Source organism: Halomonas qinghailakensis, assembly GCF_025820815.1.
Lineage (GTDB): Bacteria > Pseudomonadota > Gammaproteobacteria > Pseudomonadales > Halomonadaceae > Vreelandella > Vreelandella qaidamensis.
Window position 1 is genome coordinate 855,532 of sequence record NZ_CP096973.1, and the last position, 18,283, is coordinate 873,814.

At 51.4% G+C, this 18,283-nt stretch carries 15 protein-coding genes; 2 read left to right on the top strand and 13 right to left on the bottom strand.

The annotated features are described in order from the left end of the window. Positions 1–9 precede the first annotated feature (9 nt). The 12 genes from ligA to ccmA all read right to left on the bottom strand — a co-directional run bounded on the left by ligA (position 10) and on the right by ccmA (position 15,524). Positions 10–2,073, bottom strand: coding sequence for an NAD-dependent DNA ligase LigA (ligA, locus tag M0220_RS04010; protein ID WP_264018757.1), 2,064 nt, complete (start codon positions 2,071–2,073; stop codon positions 10–12). 87 nt (positions 2,074–2,160) lie between these two features. Beyond that, complete coding sequence (locus M0220_RS04015; protein ID WP_264018758.1) at positions 2,161–4,137, bottom strand: cell division protein ZipA; 1,977 nt, start codon at positions 4,135–4,137, stop codon at positions 2,161–2,163. A gap of 685 nt (positions 4,138–4,822) precedes the next feature. After that, positions 4,823–8,314 (bottom strand): chromosome segregation protein SMC, encoded by a 3,492-nt coding sequence (smc, locus tag M0220_RS04020; RefSeq protein ID WP_264018759.1) that lies wholly within the window; start codon positions 8,312–8,314, stop codon positions 4,823–4,825. A gap of 36 nt (positions 8,315–8,350) precedes the next feature. Continuing rightward, positions 8,351–9,598 (bottom strand): c-type cytochrome biogenesis protein CcmI, encoded by a 1,248-nt coding sequence (ccmI, locus tag M0220_RS04025; protein WP_030069705.1) that lies wholly within the window; start codon positions 9,596–9,598, stop codon positions 8,351–8,353. Next, positions 9,595–10,065 carry a cytochrome c-type biogenesis protein gene (locus M0220_RS04030; RefSeq protein ID WP_030069703.1) on the bottom strand — a complete coding sequence of 157 codons (471 nt, stop codon included), beginning with the start codon at positions 10,063–10,065 and terminating at the stop codon, positions 9,595–9,597. Before M0220_RS04030 ends, ccmI begins: the two co-directional genes overlap by 4 nt. Beyond that, entirely contained in the window at positions 10,056–10,583 is a 528-nt protein-coding gene (locus M0220_RS04035) for a DsbE family thiol:disulfide interchange protein (RefSeq protein WP_030069701.1), read from the bottom strand. Before M0220_RS04035 ends, M0220_RS04030 begins: the two co-directional genes overlap by 10 nt. Beyond that, positions 10,580–12,583, bottom strand: coding sequence for a heme lyase CcmF/NrfE family subunit (locus tag M0220_RS04040; protein WP_030069699.1), 2,004 nt, complete (start codon positions 12,581–12,583; stop codon positions 10,580–10,582). Before M0220_RS04040 ends, M0220_RS04035 begins: the two co-directional genes overlap by 4 nt. Positions 12,584–12,634: 51 nt before the next feature. Beyond that, positions 12,635–13,144, bottom strand: coding sequence for a cytochrome c maturation protein CcmE (gene ccmE, locus M0220_RS04045; protein WP_264018760.1), 510 nt, complete (start codon positions 13,142–13,144; stop codon positions 12,635–12,637). Beyond that, positions 13,134–13,400: a heme exporter protein CcmD gene (ccmD, locus tag M0220_RS04050; RefSeq protein ID WP_030069694.1), complete on the bottom strand. Its 267-nt coding sequence runs from the start codon at positions 13,398–13,400 to the stop codon at positions 13,134–13,136. The genes ccmE and ccmD overlap by 11 nt, the downstream gene beginning before the upstream one ends. Next, positions 13,400–14,140 carry a heme ABC transporter permease gene (locus M0220_RS04055; RefSeq protein WP_030069692.1) on the bottom strand — a complete coding sequence of 247 codons (741 nt, stop codon included), beginning with the start codon at positions 14,138–14,140 and terminating at the stop codon, positions 13,400–13,402. Before M0220_RS04055 ends, ccmD begins: the two co-directional genes overlap by 1 nt. A 14-nt stretch (positions 14,141–14,154) precedes the next feature. Further along, positions 14,155–14,853: a heme exporter protein CcmB gene (gene ccmB / locus M0220_RS04060; RefSeq protein WP_030069690.1), complete on the bottom strand. Its 699-nt coding sequence runs from the start codon at positions 14,851–14,853 to the stop codon at positions 14,155–14,157. A gap of 50 nt (positions 14,854–14,903) precedes the next feature. Beyond that, positions 14,904–15,524 carry a cytochrome c biogenesis heme-transporting ATPase CcmA gene (gene ccmA, locus M0220_RS04065; RefSeq protein ID WP_030069688.1) on the bottom strand — a complete coding sequence of 207 codons (621 nt, stop codon included), beginning with the start codon at positions 15,522–15,524 and terminating at the stop codon, positions 14,904–14,906. Between the two features lie 398 nt (positions 15,525–15,922). On the opposite strand from ccmA, the gene M0220_RS04070 reads away from it, so the two are divergent. Together M0220_RS04070 and M0220_RS04075 are read left to right on the top strand one after the other, a co-directional pair. Continuing rightward, entirely contained in the window at positions 15,923–16,180 is a 258-nt protein-coding gene (locus M0220_RS04070; RefSeq protein ID WP_232222328.1) for a S24 family peptidase, read from the top strand. Between the two features lie 31 nt (positions 16,181–16,211). Then, entirely contained in the window at positions 16,212–16,835 is a 624-nt protein-coding gene (locus M0220_RS04075) for an IMPACT family protein (RefSeq protein WP_030069686.1), read from the top strand. A gap of 118 nt (positions 16,836–16,953) precedes the next feature. On the opposite strand, the gene M0220_RS04080 is transcribed toward M0220_RS04075, so the two are convergent. Continuing rightward, complete coding sequence (locus M0220_RS04080) at positions 16,954–18,276, bottom strand: sodium ion-translocating decarboxylase subunit beta (protein ID WP_030069684.1); 1,323 nt, start codon at positions 18,274–18,276, stop codon at positions 16,954–16,956. Positions 18,277–18,283 lie beyond the last annotated feature (7 nt).

Genomic DNA, 18,283 nt, shown 5'->3' on the forward strand with positions numbered 1-18,283 from the left:
TAAAACGGCTCATTCACTCTGCTCCCAGGCAGCTAGACGCTCGATAAAGGTGGCTTCATCGATCACTTCAACGCCCAGTTGCTCTGCTTTGGTTAACTTACTGCCTGCGGCCTCGCCTGCCACAAGACAGGTGGTTTTCTTGGAAACACTGCCTGCCACTTTAGCGCCTAGTGCTTGTAACCGCGCTTTTCCTTCATCGCGGGTCATACTGTCCATCGTACCAGTGAGCACCCAGGTTTGACCTGCTAAGGGCGTTGGGCCTTGCGTTACTTCACTCTCCTGCCAAGTGATACCTGCATCAAGTAAGGCTTTCAGCGTTTCTAGGTTATGGGGCTGACGAAAAAAGGTGTGAACATGAGCGGCGACAATCGGGCCAACATCATTAACCGCTTCCAGCGCTGTTTGATCAGCTTCTTGCAGGGTCTGCAGAGTACCAAAGTGGCTGGCTAAGTTTGCCGCTGTGGCTTCGCCTACTTCCCGAATACCCAAGGCGTAAATGAAGCGTGCCAGCGTGGTGTGCTTGGCCTTATCCAAGGCATTTACTAAGTTGGCCGAGGACTTTTCACCCATGCGTGGCAACTCCTGAAGCTGCTCAGCGGATAGGTGAAATAAGTCCGCCGGTGTTTTCACCCAGTCCAGGTCCACCAGCTGTTCAATCAGCTTTTCACCCAATCCATCCACATCTAACGCTTTACGACTGGCGAAATGCTTCAGGGCCTCTTTGCGCTGTGCGGCACAATAAAGCCCACCCGAGCAGCGAGCGACCGCCTCACCTGCCAGCCGTTCAATATCTGAACCGCACACCGGACAGTGGTCGGGAAAAATAATTTCTCGCGCCTCGGCCGGACGCTTTTCGATATCTACCCGCACCACCTGCGGAATCACGTCACCTGCACGCCGGATGGCCACCGTATCGCCAATCATCACACCTAAGCGAGTGATCTCATCGGCATTATGCAGCGTAGCGTTCGATACCGTCACACCGGCAACAGTGACCGGCGCTAGCCTAGCAACCGGGGTAATTGCACCGGTACGGCCTACCTGAAATTCCACATCGTTTAGCGTTGTGACTTCTTCCTGGGCAGGAAACTTAAACGCTACCGCCCAGCGTGGCGCGCGCGCGACAAAGCCAAGTTCTCGCTGCTGGCGTAGGTCGTTTACTTTAATCACGACGCCATCAATGTCGTAACCCAACTGGTCGCGCTTTTCACCCAGCCGCTCGCAGTAATCGGCTACCAACTCAGGGCCATTGACAGTCCGAAGTTCGGCGCTTGCGCGAAAGCCCCACGCTTTGAGCTTTTCCATTTGCTGGCTATGGGTTGTCATTGCGTCATTGCTAAGCGCGCCGTCACCCAAATGCATCATATCGATGCGGGCAACTTGATAAGCATGAAACTCTAATGGGCGAGTTGCGGTAATTCGCGGATCAAGCTGACGTAGGCTGCCAGCCGCCGCATTACGCGGGTTAGCGAATACTTTGCTGCCTTCTTCCCTGGCTCGATCATTGAGCGCTTCAAAACCCGCGTGGCGCATAATGACTTCGCCACGTACTTCTAACAGCGCTGGAATGCTGTCACCCATTAGCTTTAACGGAACAGACCGTAAGGTTCGCAAATTCGATGTAATACCTTCCCCCGTACGGCCATCGCCACGGGTCGCGCCACTAACCAGTACGCCCTGCTCGTACACTAGCGAGACTGCAGCACCGTCGAGCTTCGGCTCACAGCTAAATTCAATCTCCCCAGCCTCACACTCCAAGCGTTCAGCAACACGCTCGGCAAACGCCGTAATGTCGTCACGGCTAAAAGCGTTATCTAACGACAGCATCGGAATCGCATGAGCAACTTCAGGAAACCCTTCTGCTGGCGCGGCCCCTACCCGCTGAGTAGGGGAATCAGGTGACACTACCTCAGGGTATTCAGATTCCAGCTGCTTCAACCGCTGCAGCTTGCGGTCATAGTCTGCATCGGTCAGCTTTGGCTCGTCCAACACGTAGTAGCGGTAGTTTGCATCATCCAGGTCAGCGCGCAGCTGACTAATCTCTTCTAGCAGTATGGTTTCAGGCTGACTCATTCAATTGTTCCGGCATACAAAAACAGGTGTTTAGTAACAAAAACACCCGCCTTCTTAGGGAAGGCGGGTGTTAACGTAATGTGCTGCTTAACGCGCTTGAAGTTGACGATGCAGACGATGACGACGCTCAAACTCATGAACACGCTGTCTTGCGAATTCAATGGTTTGTGCCGTCATTACGCTACGGTTCTCATCTTTAAGCTCGCCACCCATATGGCGTACGACCACCATCGCCGTTTCAACCATGGCTTCAAACGCTGCTGAGCTATCTTCAGCACCCGGCAGTGGCATCAGGAACGTAATACCAGGGGTTACAAACTCATCCATTTCTTCAATCGGGAACGTACCTGGTTTAAGGACATTCACCATTGAAAACTGTAGTTCGCTGTCGAAACTTTCAGTTTCAAAACGATGGAAAACCCCCATTTCACGGCTATAACGAAGGCCACAGGCCATGATTAGCTCAAGCAGCTTTCCGCCATCAAACCCTTCAGGTTCCCGCGAAAGCACACTAATTACGACCATTTCAGCAGCGTCAGTTAGCGTATCTCGGGCTCGCTCGCTATTAACATCGTGACGTAACGCTTTTTCTAATGTGGGATGCGTACGAACAACATTATCCCGATACCCTATTTCAGGTGCGTCATCGTCGTAGCCAACTTCATAGTTATCACCATCGTGGTAACTATCATCGTAACTATCGTCGTAAACGTCGCGAGTAGAGACTGTCGGTTCACTATGTTGTGCCGCTTCACGTTCCGCAGCGGCAGCGATCGCAGCCGCCTCTCGCGCTTCTGCTTGCTCTTGGGCAATACGGGCTTTTTCGGCGTCTGCCGCTTCTTTGGCTTCACGACGCTGTTGCGCTTCAAGCGCCTTACGTTCAGCTTCAAGCGCTTTGCGTTCAGCTTTTTGCTTAGCGAGAGCTTCCGCACGTTTAGCTTTTTCGGCTTTCTTACGCGCTTTTTCTTTACGGCGCTCAATTAAGCGACGTTTAAAGGAGCGTCCAATGCCTTCGAAGTCGACTAAGCGGTATTCATCAACCTCATCATCGTCTAACTCTCTCTCTTCACCGGCAGTGTCTGAACGGAGCTGGCGTCGCTTAGGCACGCCAGACGCATGATGTGCTGCATCTTCCGGTTCGACTCTTAGCGTTGGCTCTGCTTGCTCTTCGCTTAGCTCCGCCGTTGGCGCGGTTTTTACTGCTGTTTCTTCAGCACTCATCGAACTCATCGAGGAGTTGTTTACTTCCTCTGACACCGTCTCTTCAGACATTTGAGGATCAGTAGTTACTGTTTCTTGTGGGGATGCTGCCTGTTTTTTCTCAGCATTAGCCACTTGGTCACCGGCATCCAGCGGCGAATTCTCGGCCCGTTCAGATGTTGGCTGCGTTTCACTATTATCAGCGCTAGAGACATTATCGGCGCTAGAGATACCCGAGCCAGAGCTATCAGAATTAGAAGCGTCCGTGAAAGCTGATGTGTGTGCTTTCTGAGGCTCGGCATTAACATTAGGGGTTTCGTCGGCCATAAATACGCTCGGCTCCCGGCGTTCAGGTTCAGCAACAGCAGACAAGCCCAGCGTGTGCTCGACCGAAGCGTTATCTAACTGAACAGATGAATGTTTCGCCGACGTGGAGTGCCCGACAGTAGACGGCTGCTCGTGTTTGAGAGGCTCATTTTTGCGCGGCTCGTTTTTACGAGACCAAGAGAAATGTGCATTAGCTTTTGACTTAGCTGAGCTGGCAGAATTTGAAAAAGAACGGCGGAAATCAGACAGCACCCTGGATGGCCCTGGATGCTCCTGGCGCTCTAGCTTGGGTTTTTGACCAAGATTACTATAATCAGCAGGCTTAATAACTCGGGCTCCGCCGTTGGGCAGCTCCCAGTTTATTTCAGCTTCTTTGATCTCATCATTAAATTCTTCGATCTTAGCTGCTGGTAAATCGTTGACTGCTTGATCCAGACGGGGCACACGACGTTGGCGCTGGAGCCTGCGCACACCATCAACCACAATTAGCGATACCAGTGCCAGTCCTAGAATGATTAACCACTCTCTTAGTTCCATGTCGAGCATTCCATGGGTCAATATACCGGTTGCAAAAGTGCGATGCCTGACGGCGTAACATGTCCAATGTTAGCTAACTACTATCAAGCATAGCGCGGTTGCTACAAAAGGGGCCACTTTTTGTGGATTTTCACGCATTCATGCCGTTTGGTTGGCTTCAAGCGTAATTTTGGACTGGATTACCTGTAAAAAGTGCCATTTTAACGCTAATTTGTCCCGATATCTGCATTATCATGCCATCATTTACGTTTCGCTGAGGGCTATTCTTCTTATTGCGTGCACTTTTTCATTTACGTTTCGCTGAGGGCTATTCTTCTTATTGCGTGCACTTTTTAACACGTGCTTTCGATGCATACGCCTCCCTTAACCTACGCGTATGAAGGCGACAGATACAGAGCAGGCTATTTTTTTAACTTTCCGCAATAAAACGAAACATTTCTGCTGACAACTCTCTTCATGATGCTTCCTAAAACACGATTTCTAAAGATCGATTTCTAAAAAGCGTGGAACATCATAAAAGCATTTAATAACCAATAGACTATAGCATATTGCTTTTAATTCTTAACAAGCCATGGGCTAAAGGTAATATAAGTTCATATTTTGTAAGAGGAGCGGTTACTACACCCGTTTTCAAGGATAGGTTTCAAAAACAGGAGCAGAAGCAAGCTTCATTCAAGACCTGCGCTTAATCAACTAGTGCTGCAGCCTCATCTATACCCACTGACACAAGCCTCGACACACCAGGCTCCTGCATAGTAACCCCCATTAAGCGCTCGGCTGCTTCCATAGCAATTTTGTTATGGGTGATATAGATAAACTGAACGCTTTCCGACATTTCTTTAACAAGTTTGGCGTAGCGGCCAACGTTAGCATCGTCTAGCGGTGCGTCTACCTCATCCAACATACAAAAAGGTGCAGGGTTGAGCTGAAAAATGGCGAAAACCAACGACAGTGCCGTTAGCGCCTTTTCACCGCCCGACAGCAGGTGGATGGTGCTATTTTTCTTGCCTGGCGGCCTTGCCATAATGGCTACACCGGTTTCCAGCAAATCATCCCCGGTTAGCGTTAACCAGGCTGCTCCCCCGCCAAATACCCGAGGGAAAAGCGTTTGCAAACCGGTATTAACTTGTTCGAAGGTTTCACGGAAGCGCACTCGCGTTTCCTGGTCAATACGCTTAATCGCCCGCTCTAAGGTTTCTAATGCTTCCGTAAGCTCAGCATGCTGCGCTTCCAAATAATTACGCCGCTCCGCCTGTTGGTCGTACTCTTCGATCGCCGCAAGGTTAATGGCGCCTAAACGGCGAATCTTATCTGACGTGTTTTCCAATCGCTCTTGCCAAGCAGTTTCGCTGGCATCGCTAGGCAAGTGCTCGGCCAACACATTAGGATCATGGCCTAGCTCTGCCAATTGCTCATCCTGGGTAGCCGCTTTAAGCGCCAGCGCTTGAACATCCATTCGACGCTGCTGCAACTGCTCACGACTCTGTTCTAAGTTGCGCTCATGCTGCTGGCGAGCCAGCTCGTCGTTGCGCAGCTGCTCAGCTAATGTCTGAGCCTGCTGACGGGTATCATTAAGACGCCGCTCCTGCTGCTCGCGCTGGTGTAGCAACTCTTCTAACTCTTCAGCAGCCAATTCGTCTGGTTCTACTAGCATTTCCCGTGCTTCTTCTAACTCAGCAATACGTAGCGATAGACGTTCTTCACTATCGCTACTGCGATTTTGCTGGGCACGTAGGCTATCCCGTTCAGCCTTTAACCGCTCTCTCTCTAGCGCTAACGACTGTTGCCGCACCTTCATAGGAGCGTGCTGTTGATTTAGCCGGTCGCGCTGCTCTCGCTGGTAGTTGCGATGTTCGGCGCTAGTTTCACGGGCTTCGGCAGCGGCTTCCAACTGCTCCATGGCGGTATGCCAACGGGCACGCTGTTCTTCTAAGGTGAGTGTTAACTCCGCCTCATCCTCTTGTAGCTGGGCGAGCTCATCATCCAGCTCAGTGGCACGACTCTCTAAATGCTCCAAGCGTTGAGCTAGTCGCTGCTCTTTTACCGCCAGCTGTTGAAGCGAAGCCGCGTGGGCTCGCTCTTGCTCGGCCTGCTGTTCGCGGGCTTGCTCTAGCGCTTCAATGGCTTCACTGGCAGCCTCACACTGCTCATCCAGCAACGTTAACGCGTCTTCATCCTGTGTAAGGCGGGCGTCTAATTCATCAAAACGACGGCGTGTAACCAACAATGCATCAACGCCGTCACCATTGGCCTGTTGATGCAGCCAGCCCCGCCCACGCCATACACCTTCTCGGCTGACAACACTCTCTCCGAGCGCTAAATTAGCTAACAGCGCCTCAGCATCTTCGCTCATTTCTACGAAGTGAATACTTGCTAACCATTCGCTTAATGCACCTGCTCCCGTCACCAGTGAATTCAAGCGCTGTGTTGATGAAATAGGCCGCTCAGTTTGATCAATTAAGCACCAGTCGGTAGCAAGAGCGTTAGGTAGTGCAGTTAATTGATTCTCAGGTACTAAGCGGGCGTTTAGCCATGGCGCAAGCAACCAGGAGATTACTCGCTCCCAGCCAGATGCCACACTGATCGCCTCGCCAAGCCGTGGCGCATCAGCTAAGCCGTGCGCCGCTAACGCAACGCCTAGATCAGGGTCGTGATCTGTCAGGGCGGCATCAATTAACGCCTTTAATGACGCGAGTTCGCCTTGATGTTGGCTGAGCACGGCACGCTGTTGATCACGAGCATGGGTGGCCTGCTGATAAGCGGCTTTGGCATCGCTATAGCGATGCTGCCATTGGTCTCGCTCGGTTTGAAACGCTTTAGCGCGCTGTTCGGCTTCTTCACGCAGGGCTTGGCATTCAGCGTGTTCGTTGCGAAGGTCAGTGATATCTGCTAATTCACCGCGCTGCTGGCGTCGACGCTGATTTTCTGCCTGCATACGCGCTATGCGTTGCTCTAAATCGCGCAACTGGTCTTGGCTACGGTCTGCTTCTCGACTGGCATCACGCCAGTGATTTTCTGCATCAGCCCATTGCTGCTCAGCAGCTTCTAGCGCGGGAGTGGCATCCGCTAGCGTTTGCTCAAGCCCTTCTAACTGCTCTTCAAGGGCTTCATGCTCTGGAAGTAAGTCATCTAAACGGGTCTCTATAGCGACAAGTCGTTCTTGATCCCCTTCACTGATTCTGCGCTGCTCATCAAGGTCGCGCCGCGCCGTTGCTAAATCGCTCGCCAATTGGGCCTCACGACTGCGGCGGTGCGCCTGATCCTGCTCCAGACGGGCAATCCGGGTAGTGGTTTCAAAAAACTGCTGCTGGTGGCGATCAAGAACATCAGCGAGCTCATCGTGCTGCTCGCGCGCTTGCTCTAGACGTGTTTCACACTGTCGTACGCCAAATACGTCTTTCTCAACCGCAATTTCCAGCTCGCGCACTCGGCTTTCTTGGTGAGATTGCTCAGCGCGCAATGTGCGTCCACGCACTAACGCCAACTCGCCTTTTAGCCGGTACTCTTGCTGTTTTAACTCTTGGTAGCGCTTCGCTGCTTCTGCCTGACGCTTAAGGCGTTCGAGCTGTTTGTCCAATTCTTCACGGATATCATCCAGGCGTTCCAAATTTTCCTGGGTACGGCGCATGCGATTTTCAGTTTCCCTACGGCGCTCTTTGTATTTTGAAATACCCGCAGCTTCTTCCAGGGTGGCACGCAAATCGTCTGGGCGCGCTTCAATTAACCGTGAAATCATCCCCTGGCCGATAATAGCGTAAGAGCGTGGCCCTAAACCGGTGCCCATAAACAGATCAGCGATATCTCGCCGACGACACTTTTGTCCGTTAAAGAAGTAATTGGACTGGCCATCGCGAGTGACTAAGCGTTTTACCGCGATTTCTGCGTACTGGGCGTAAACACCGCCCATGCCACCATCACGGTTATCAAATTTGAGTTCGATTGAGGCTTGGCTGATCGGCTTACGGCCGGTGGAACCATTGAAAATAACATCGGCCATCGACTCACCGCGCAGAGTTTTGGCGGAAGACTCCCCCATTACCCAACGCACCGCGTCGATGATATTGGACTTGCCGCAGCCATTTGGCCCAACGATGGCCGTCATGTTGCCATCGAAGGGCACGGTCACCGGATCAACAAAAGACTTGAACCCAACAAGACGAATAGAGGTTAAGCGCATTGCGACCCTTTATGACGACTGCTTGCGTGGTGATATTTATTCAAAAATGCGATTAACAGTAACCGCTGTTGCATCATTTTCACTAATAGGCCCAACGCTAACGCTCTCTACATCTCCGAAAAGATCACCTGGCTGAGGCGTTGCTTGGCCAGAAGATGATACACGCACTATTAGACGCACTTCGCGCACTTGAGAAATCTGTGCGTCAGGCGACATAGCCGCAGTATCATCCAACACAACCGTCATCGGCAGTTCAGATACTTGACCACGAATAACCGCAAGTGGCGGCAGTTCGCCTTCCGTATCCCGGGCGGTAATAAACACGGTGGCATCATCACTTATATTATCGGCCAGTGCTTCGTCTAACGAAACAGTAACTCGCACGCCTTGGCTTTGGGCAGCGTCAACGGCGGCCGTTTCTGGCGCGATCCCTAAACGCTCTTGAGCAACGCGGATACCTTCACGCAATGAGGAGGCTGTGTCAGGGTCTTCGATATTGGCTACAGCGCGACGCCAGCGGTCTATCGCGGTTTCGTAGTTGCCACTATCAAATGCATGAATACCAAGCAAACCGAGCACTGTGGGCTGGCGTGGATCTTGCGCTAGCGTCTCATCGACTAACGACTGCACCTCCGGAGTCAGTTCCCGTTCTGCCATAAAAAAGCGAAGCTGAGCAAGTTGTGCTAGCAATGGAGGAATGCGCCCTTCAATAGCAATTAATCGCTCTAAGGCATCGGCGGCTTTATCAGCCTGACCGGTTTCACGGTAAAGTGGGAACAGTGAACTCCACACATTAGGGTTATTTGGCTGACGCTCGGCTTCAGCTTCCATACGTTCAAGGTACATGGCCAGTGAGCCTTCAGGGTCGTTTTGCACCTCTTGCTGAATAGCGTAAAGCGTCAAGTCTCCTTCCGCACCCTTTTGTTGATACCAAAACGTGCTCGCACCCACGACGGCCACCATGACCAGGGGAACCACCAATCTGCCAGCTGTTGCCGTTTTCAAGGGGCGCTTAGTGCGGGTAGCGGTGTCTTCTAACAGGCTACGCTCTAGCTCCAAACGATCTTCTTTAAAGCGCTCTTCATCGATATCACCACGTTCGTGGGCTGCTTCTAAGGAAGCCAAACGGCGCTTAAAAATTGCGACGTTTTGCTCATCAGCGGTATCGTTGGCTTCAAAGTGACTGAGCTTGTCGCGCAGCGCACGGGCTTCACGCATGGGCGCTACTAATAACCAAAGAGCAGGAAGAAGTAGTAAGGCAATTGCAATCCACAGCGGTGTCATGAAGACCTCTCGCGGTTAATCAGGGCATCCAGGCGGGCTCGTTCTTCGGCGCTAAGCGCTTTTGCTGAGGCGTTTCGACGAGCGCGAACCATCATCACGACGACAATCGCGCCGAGCAGCACTAATCCTATCGGCAACCCCCACAGCAGATAAGTCCGGTTTTCTAAACGCGGGTTATAGAGAATGTATTCTCCAAACCGCTGCACCATGTGATTAACAATCTCGATATCTGACTGACCATCTTGGAGCAGTTGGTAGACACGTTCACGCATATCACCAGAAATTGGCGCATCAGAGTCATCAATGGCTTGGTTCTCGCACAAAGGACAGCGCATTGAAGCCGTTAAGTCGCGGTAACGCTGCTCCATAACAGGATCGTCAAACTCACGTATCTCTATGCCAGCAGCCATAGCACTGCTAGTCAGTGCCAGCAGTGCAACGGTAAGCATTAAGCGTATTAGCGCCATTTTTCCACCTCGGGCAGAATGCGTTCACGAACATCTTCCGGTGACACGTAACCTTTGTGGTGGTAGCGAATGATACCGTCAGCATCAACCAAGAAGGTTTCAGGCGCGCCGTAAACCCCCAAATCAAAGCCAAGGCTGCCGTCAGGATCAAACACATTAACGTCAAAGGGATCTCCGAACTCGCTCAAGAATTCCAACCCTTTTTCGCGGGTATCCCGATAGTTAATGCCGATCATGCGGATTCCTTGGTCGGCTAGCTCCAGCAGCTGCGGCATTTCCTGTTTACAAGCAGGACACCATTCGCCCCATACATTTACCAAGGTAACGTCACCAGTCAACAGCGTTTGATCGACTTGGCGATTCTCATCGCGCAGTGTCGTTGCCTCAAACGCAGGAAACGGTCTAGCCATTAACGCTGAATCACGGTGCGACGGGTCTTGCCCCAACCCCTGGTAAAGAAAGAGTGCGATTCCCAAAAAGCTAATGGGCAGTAGTAAAAGCAACAGCCGACGCTTCATACCGTAGCTTCCTTTGGTGTTACAGCAGTCTCTGTCGTCGCTGCCTTACGGGCAACGATGCGACGGTAGCGCTTATCAAGTACCGCCAAGATGCCGCCGAAAGCCATCAACAACCCACCTAACCATAACCAACGTACAAATGGTTTATATTGGACACGCATGGCGTAGCTACCGTCGCCTAGGTCTTCTCCCATGGCGACATAAAGGTCACGGAATAGCCCTGGACGCAACGCCACCTGGGTCATTGGCATTCCGGTGGCCAAGTAAAGCCGCTTTTCTGGACGCATGACAAAACTGCGCCCTGACTCACCACGCTGAACTTGTATGATGGAGGTATCAGCCAAGAAGTTAGGGCCTCGGCGACTTGTCAATTCCTTCATGGTGAACTGATAGCCTGCCACCTCAACCGTAGTGCCCGGCGACATACGCACATTGCGCTCGATGTTGTAGTTTGAAACAACTGCCACGCCAACGATGGTGACTGCAATACCCACATGCCCAAGTATCATGCCCCAATACGCTAATGACAGCTTACGCAGCCCAGCCATAAAGGAGCTAGCATGGCGGGTTTTATCGAATAGGTCGCGTACGATAGGTAGAACTATCCAAAGTGCCGAAACAATTCCTAAAGAAACCCAAAGATTCCATTCGCCGCCATATAACAAAGGCATAGCAACGCCCAGTAGCAATGCTGCCGCACCAGACAGCCACAGCTTACGCCACAGCTCATTGGCGTTCATGCTTTTCCAGCGTGCAATGGGACCAAGCCCCATGAACATGCACATAAGTACCGTCAGCGGCACAAAAAGCGCATTAAAGTACGGAGGGCCAACGCTGATTTTGCCTAATCCAAGCGAGTCCAGGATTAGCGGATAGACCGTCCCTAACAGCACGGTAACCGTCATAATGACCAGCAAAATATTATTAACTAACAACAACGAATCACGAGATAACCAATTAAACCCAACTTTATGGCTCACTCGGGGAGCACGCAGCGCAAACACCAGTAGTGACAACGTCACCGTAATTGCCAGCAGCATCAAGATAAAAAAGCCGCGAGAGGGGTCGTTAGCAAACGCATGCACGGAGGTCAGCACGCCAGAGCGCACCAGGAACGTACCCATGAGAGACAGTGAGAATGTCGAAATAGCCAGCAGCACCGTCCAGCTTTTAAACGAGCCGCGTTTTTCAGTGACCGCCAACGAGTGCACCAGCGCCGTTCCCGTTAACCAGGGCAGCAATGAGGCGTTTTCAACTGGATCCCAGAACCACCAGCCGCCCCAGCCAAGCTCGTAATAAGCCCACCAACTACCTAGCGCAATGCCTACAGTAAGAAATGCCCAAGCAACATTGGTCCAGGGGCGTGCCCAGCGGGTCCAGGCAGCGTCTAAACGCCCACCTAGCAGCGCGGCAATCGCAAAGGCAAATACCACCGAGAATCCTACATACCCCATATAGAGCATAGGAGGATGCACCACCAAACCGAAGTCCTGCAGCAGCGGATTAAGATCTGCCCCGTCTTGAGGCATATTCGGTAATAGCCGTTCGAAGGGATTGGAGGTCATTAAGATAAACAGCAGGAAGCCAACGCAAACCATCCCCATGATGCCTTGAACTCGCGCCACCATATCGCGGGGCAAATCGCCAGAAAATATCGACGCAGCATACCCCCAACCAGCCAGCATTAAGCTCCATAGCAACACCGACCCCTCATGGTTACCCCACACGGCACTGAACTTGTAATACCAAGGCAACAGCGAATTTGAATTATTGGCAACATTCGCCACGCTGAAATCATCCAGCATGTAACTAGCGGTTAAACATAAATAAGCAATAGCAACGAAGAAGAACTGCCCTGTTGCCATAGGTTTACCATAAGCCATCCATAACGGGCGGCGAGTGGCTGCACCTGCAAGCGGCATCACCGCCTGAACCACTGCCATTAATAGGGCAATGACTAAAGCAAAGTGGCCAATTTCAGGAATCATTTTGATGAACATAAGCGCTCCGAATTCGCATTGGGCATCAGCGTATTATGCTGGCGTTAGCCATTAATAGTCGCTTGCTTGGGGGGTGCCTTGCTGCTCTAGACGCTTACCCACTTCGGCCGCTTTTGCCTGGAAATCCGACGGGGAGTAGCCAGCCTCTTCCAGCGCTTGCGCTACTTCGGGGGGCATATAGTTTTCATCATGGCGGGCTAAGACTTTATCGGCGTATAGACGTCCATCTGCCTGGAGTTCACCCACCACGACCACGCCCTGCCCCTCGCGGAAAAGATCAGGCAAAATACCGCTGTAATAAACCTCTAAGTCATCGACGTAATCAGTCACGGTAAACTCGACATCCAGACTTTCCGAATCGCGAGAAACAGACCCTTCTTTCACCATGCCTCCCGCTCGAATCTGACGCTCCATGGGAGCATCACCTTGGGCGATTTGTACTGGGCTAAAAAATAAATTGATATTTGAGCGCAGCGCATAAAGCGTTAGACCCACGGCAATCGCGGTTAATGATACTAACCCTAAAATAACAAACAGCTTTTGTTTACGTTTAGGCGTCATTGTGGACGTCCCCTTGAGCAGAGTTAACTGGTACTTGCGCAGGCTGGGAGTGAGTGTCGGTGTTTCCTTGCTCAGCCTTAAGATGGGCGTTTTCGCGCCGTACACGGCGTTTTACCCCTTTTAAGAGTTGGCTACGCTCTTGGCGCGCATGCCAAACTATCACCAGCATTAACAACGCAGTAATGCCCCAGGCGGACCACACATAAGGCCCGTGGCCGCCCATGGCAAAAAATTCATTGAGTGAGGAAAAAGCCATTATTTCACCTCCTCTACTAACGCTTGCACCCAGCGCTTATTGGTCTCTCTACGCAGTATTTCGTTACGGGTACGCATGAGGGTCAACGCAATAAAAAAGCAATAGAAACCCAGTACCATGATGAGCAAGGGTGCCCACATTTCCATAGGCATTGCTGAGCGTCCGGTAATCGTGAACGTTGCTGGCTGGTGCAGGGTGTACCACCAGTCAACTGAATATTTAATAATCGGAATATTAATCACCCCGACCATTGCCAATACTGAAGCTGCCCGTGAACCGCTATCTCGACTGTTAAAAGCACCGCGAAGTGCGATCACCCCTAAATACAAAAACAGTAAAATTAGCATGGATGTTAAGCGGGCATCCCACATCCACCATGTGCCCCAAGTCGGCACTCCCCACACAGCACCTGAAAAAAGTGACACAAATGTCATCGCTGCCCCCAAGGGCGCCATGACGGTAGCGGCCATATCGGCTACTTTGATTTTCCAGACCATGAACACCAGCCCAGAGATTGCCATTGAGACAAAAATAGACTGGGCTAAGAACGCGGCTGGAACGTGCACATAAATAATCCGAAAGCTATTACCCTGCTGGTAATCTGCGGGAGCGAATACTAACCCCCAAACGGTTCCCACCACCAACAGGAGCAACGCTGCTGCCCAGAACCAGGGCTGAAGCTTGGCGCTAATCGAGTAGAACCACTTGGGTGATCTCAGTTTATTAATAAAGGCCCACATGGTGTTTTCGTCCTTTAACCGTTGATACTGATGCGTAGCGAGGCGGCAATAGCCCAAGGTGCTAGCATTAACGAAATCGCTAAAAGTGCGCCTAAAATAGCAAGATGGGCCGCTAGACCATCACCTACAATAGCGGCCTGTACAGCACCTGCGCCAAAAATAAGCACCGGAATATAAAGCGGCAGTACCAGCAGTGATAGCAGCACGCCGCCCCTAGCCAATCCCACCGTCAGTGCCGCGCCAATCGCACCAATCAAGCTGAGGCTTGCGGTACCCAATGCAAGCGATAGCGCCAAAACCACGTAGCTACCCGCAGGAAGGGCCAACATAATGCCTAAAACTGGTGCCATCAGTGCGAGAGGCAAACCGGTCAGCAACCAATGAACGGCAACTTTTGCAAGACTAAGGGCCGCTAGTGGCTGAGGGGCTAACAGTAGCTGCTCTAAACTGCCGTCGTCGTAATCGCTTCTGAACAGACTATCCAGAGACAGCAGGGCTGCCAGCAGCGCCGCCACCCACAGCAATCCAGGTGCTATTTCTGCCAATAGCTGAGGATCAGGTGAAATACCGATCGGAAACAGCGTAATCACTAACGCAAAGAACACCAACGGATTAAGCACTTCACCACGGCGGCGAAGTAAAAGTGTTAAGTCACGCTTAAAGGTAGCTCTAATAGCCACCATTAGACCGCCGGCTGGTGCATGCATCGTCATATCTGGGATGCCTGTCGTAGCGTGTAAGCTGGACAACACTGTCTCCTTTTTTATCCCAGTTGAATGCGTCTAAGCACGGATGATGCGGTTAACTCATGATGCGTCGTCACTAATACACAGCCTCCCGCCTGGGCGTGGGCAACCAGCTGAGCTTCAAGAGCTGCCACTCCATGGCGATCAATTGCTGTAAAAGGTTCATCTAGCACCCAGAGCGCACGCTTCGTTAGCGTTAATCTTGCCAACGCGACACGCCGTTGTTGCCCGGCAGATAACTGTCCGGCTGGCACATCTTCAAAACCAGCTAACCCAACGTCAGCTAATGCTTTTTCGCGCTGAGTCTCACTGCCATTATCGCCACTAAGCGCCTGGTACCAGGCCAAGTTTTCTAGCGGAGAAAGGCCCGCTTTTACGCCCGGTGCGTGTCCTAAATAGAGTAGATTGGCGAGAAAATGTTCACGCACCTCGCGCATTGAAGCGCCATTCCAATAAATCTCGCCATGGTAGTCGCTTAACTGGCCTGAAAGAATTTTCAATAATGTGGTTTTACCGCTCCCATTCGGGCCTTCGATACGAACAATTTCACCACTTTTAATATCAAGATCTAGCCCCTCAAAAAGCCAGCGATCATCACGCTCACAGGCTAGCTGTCGGGCTTGCAGGCAGAGGCTCAAGGATATCTCCAAGCACAGTAATTTTGGGTCGAACTCTACACGGAAAGACCACTTCTCGCCAGTCAGTCTCTGCGGCCTGGGGTCGCAGCGCATCACCAATAGCGCTTACTTAAAAACAGTAGATAATGCAGACCACTAGCACTGTATGCAAAAACAGGCGTATACTCTAACCACTGTATGGAAAAACACCATTCAAACAAACAGCCATCTGCTCAGTTATACGCTTAGGGAGCGGGCGCTGCATTGGAGAGAACAGCATGACGATGTCAATGCCAACACCCTCGAACACAACTCAACCATCGCTGTTTCAAAAAACGGCAAACGCGCCTAGCCAACCTTTTCCCACTCCCCGCACTACACGACGCAATACGTATGCACTTCGCGTGCAGGGCAACAGAATGCATAGCTATAATCTTTTTGATGGTGATATCGTTATTATTCGTTGTCATCAGCAAGGAAGCCACCAAGAAACCGCCATCGCGATAATTAATCAACAAGAAATTGTCTTAAAACAACTTTCTATTAGTCGCCTTGGCGTTCATTTATGGCCTGCAGATACGACTATTCCTGATGTCTTTCTACGTAACGGTGACATTCAAGCGCTAGGGATGGTGATGGGCGTGGAACGTCACACCAACCAATCTCAGCACCACTGATTCTTCGCCGCTATCTCCATAGGAGTAACGTTTGCGTTATCGGATCCCAGATTTAGCAGCCGGAACATGGCATACCGCCGAGATTGAAGTTGAAAAAAGTCGCTTTCTCACTTGGCTATGTCATGCACCCAATACGGCTGATTTTCATGCATTGCTGCAGGAGGCAAGAACTGCTCATCCCAATGCAAGTCATCACTGTACTGCCTTTATTGCCGGCCCTCCTGGCGAACAAACGCATATAGGTTTCTCTGATGATGGCGAGCCTGGTGGTACTGCGGGCAGGCCCATGTTTCAAGCCTTACAGGGTAGCCATATAGGCGAAATAGGCTGCGTCGTTATCCGCTATTTTGGCGGCACTAAATTAGGGACTGGCGGGCTTGCAAGGGCTTACGCACAGTCGGTTAACGCAGGGATTGAAACGTTACCCACACGCGAAGTTGTCGAACGAGATAATTATCAGCTCCGCATTAGTTTTGCTCACGAGGCAGTAGCGCGCGCCTGGTGTGACGAGCAAAAAGTTCCCGTTCAACAAGCAGAGTACGATAGCGTTGGTGTATGCCTCACGATTGGCTGGCCAAGGGATGAGATCCTCAATCTCGCAACGCTTGAAAACCGACTTAAAACTGCTCTCGATATTCAAAAAGTAACGCTTTAATAAAGCCCTTGATATACCCGACAAAAAAACGCGGCTTACGCGAGCAATTGCTCGGTAAGCCGCGTTTTAGTCACTAACCATCACGTAACAATAGCTGCGTAATGCCTGTTAGCGGGTCTTAGCCTAAATATTTAATCATCACACCCGCCGCGACAGCAGAACCGATAACACCTGCCACATTAGGCCCCATGGCGTGCATTAGCAGGAAGTTGTGTGGGTTAGACTCCAACCCAACCTTATTAGCCACTCGCGCAGCCATCGGAACTGCGGAGACACCCGCGGCACCAATCAGCGGGTTAATCGGCATTTTGCTAACTAGGTTCATTAGCTTCGCCATCAACACGCCTGCGGCGGTACCAATGCCAAATGCAACAATACCGAGGCCTAAGATCCCTAACGTTTCAAACGTTAAAAAGCTTTCGGCCATCAGCTTCGAGCCTACCGACAGCCCTAGGATAATGGTCACAATGTTGATCAGTGCGTTTTGTGCTGTATCCGATAAACGCTCAACCACACCACATTCGCGCATCAAATTACCAAAGCAGAACATCCCTAACAGTGGCGCTGCATCCGGCAAAAAGAGTGCGACCAAGATTAACAGCATCAGCGGGAAAACGATCTTTTCCAGCTTAGATACCGGACGCAGCTGCGTCATGGTGATTTGCCGCTCTTTCTGGGTGGTCAACAGGCGCATAATTGGCGGCTGAATCAGTGGCACAAGAGCCATGTAGGCATAGGCGGCTACGGCAATAGCGCCAAGCAGCTCAGGGGCTAACACACTCGACACGTAAATAGACGTTGGGCCATCTGCACCACCGATGATGCCAATTGCCGCCGCTTGATTCAGCGAGAAGTCCATCACTCCGATCGACGACAGTGCCACCGCACCAAACAATGTGGCAAAAATACCAAACTGAGCAGCCGCCCCCAAAAAGAGCGTACGCGGATTGGCTAATAATGGCCCAAAGTCGGTCATTGCCCCTACGCCCATAAAGATAATCAGCGGGGCAATGCCAGAGGCAATGGCTACGTTATAGAAGCTGTAAAGCATGCCATCGCCATAACCAACATTCATGGCGATATCTTTTGCTGCACGCAACTGATCCGGAGCGGCAGCATCGTGGGCAATTGTTTTCAGCGATTCCCGCCAGGCTTCCACACTGCTCAATGGATCAAGAGTGGCGCCTAACACAGAGGCCATTTGTTGCAGCACTGCTGGCTTAGCCACCTCAATCGCCTGATCGAGCGCTGAAATTGCCAAGCCAGCCTCAGGAATATTGGCAAGAATGCCACCAAACCCAATTGGCACCAGTAGCAGCGGTTCAAACTTCTTATAAATAGCCAAATAGAGCAGACCAAGCCCCACGAAAATCATAACGGCTTGGCCAAACTCAAGGTTATAAAGCCCTGAGCCTTCCCATAAGGTGATTAACTTATCCATTGCCGAA

Excerpts from the sequence above, each read along its gene's own strand:
- M0220_RS04070 (WP_232222328.1), top strand. The coding sequence starts at position 15,923 with ATGCATAGCTATAATCTTTTTGATGGTGATATCGTTATTATTCGTTGT.
- M0220_RS04040 (WP_030069699.1), bottom strand. The coding sequence starts at position 12,583 with ATGTTCATCAAAATGATTCCTGAAATTGGCCACTTTGCTTTAGTCATT.
- ccmD (WP_030069694.1), bottom strand. The coding sequence starts at position 13,400 with ATGGCTTTTTCCTCACTCAATGAATTTTTTGCCATGGGCGGCCACGGG.
- smc (WP_264018759.1), bottom strand. The coding sequence starts at position 8,314 with ATGCGCTTAACCTCTATTCGTCTTGTTGGGTTCAAGTCTTTTGTTGAT.
- M0220_RS04015 (WP_264018758.1), bottom strand. The coding sequence starts at position 4,137 with ATGGAACTAAGAGAGTGGTTAATCATTCTAGGACTGGCACTGGTATCG.
- M0220_RS04035 (WP_030069701.1), bottom strand. The coding sequence starts at position 10,583 with ATGAAGCGTCGGCTGTTGCTTTTACTACTGCCCATTAGCTTTTTGGGA.
- ccmE (WP_264018760.1), bottom strand. The coding sequence starts at position 13,144 with ATGACGCCTAAACGTAAACAAAAGCTGTTTGTTATTTTAGGGTTAGTA.
- ccmB (WP_030069690.1), bottom strand. The coding sequence starts at position 14,853 with ATGACGATGCATGCACCAGCCGGCGGTCTAATGGTGGCTATTAGAGCT.
- M0220_RS04055 (WP_030069692.1), bottom strand. The coding sequence starts at position 14,140 with ATGTGGGCCTTTATTAATAAACTGAGATCACCCAAGTGGTTCTACTCG.
- M0220_RS04030 (WP_030069703.1), bottom strand. The coding sequence starts at position 10,065 with ATGGCGCTAATACGCTTAATGCTTACCGTTGCACTGCTGGCACTGACT.
- M0220_RS04080 (WP_030069684.1), bottom strand. The coding sequence starts at position 18,276 with ATGGATAAGTTAATCACCTTATGGGAAGGCTCAGGGCTTTATAACCTT.
- ligA (WP_264018757.1), bottom strand. The coding sequence starts at position 2,073 with ATGAGTCAGCCTGAAACCATACTGCTAGAAGAGATTAGTCAGCTGCGC.
- ccmI (WP_030069705.1), bottom strand. The coding sequence starts at position 9,598 with ATGACACCGCTGTGGATTGCAATTGCCTTACTACTTCTTCCTGCTCTT.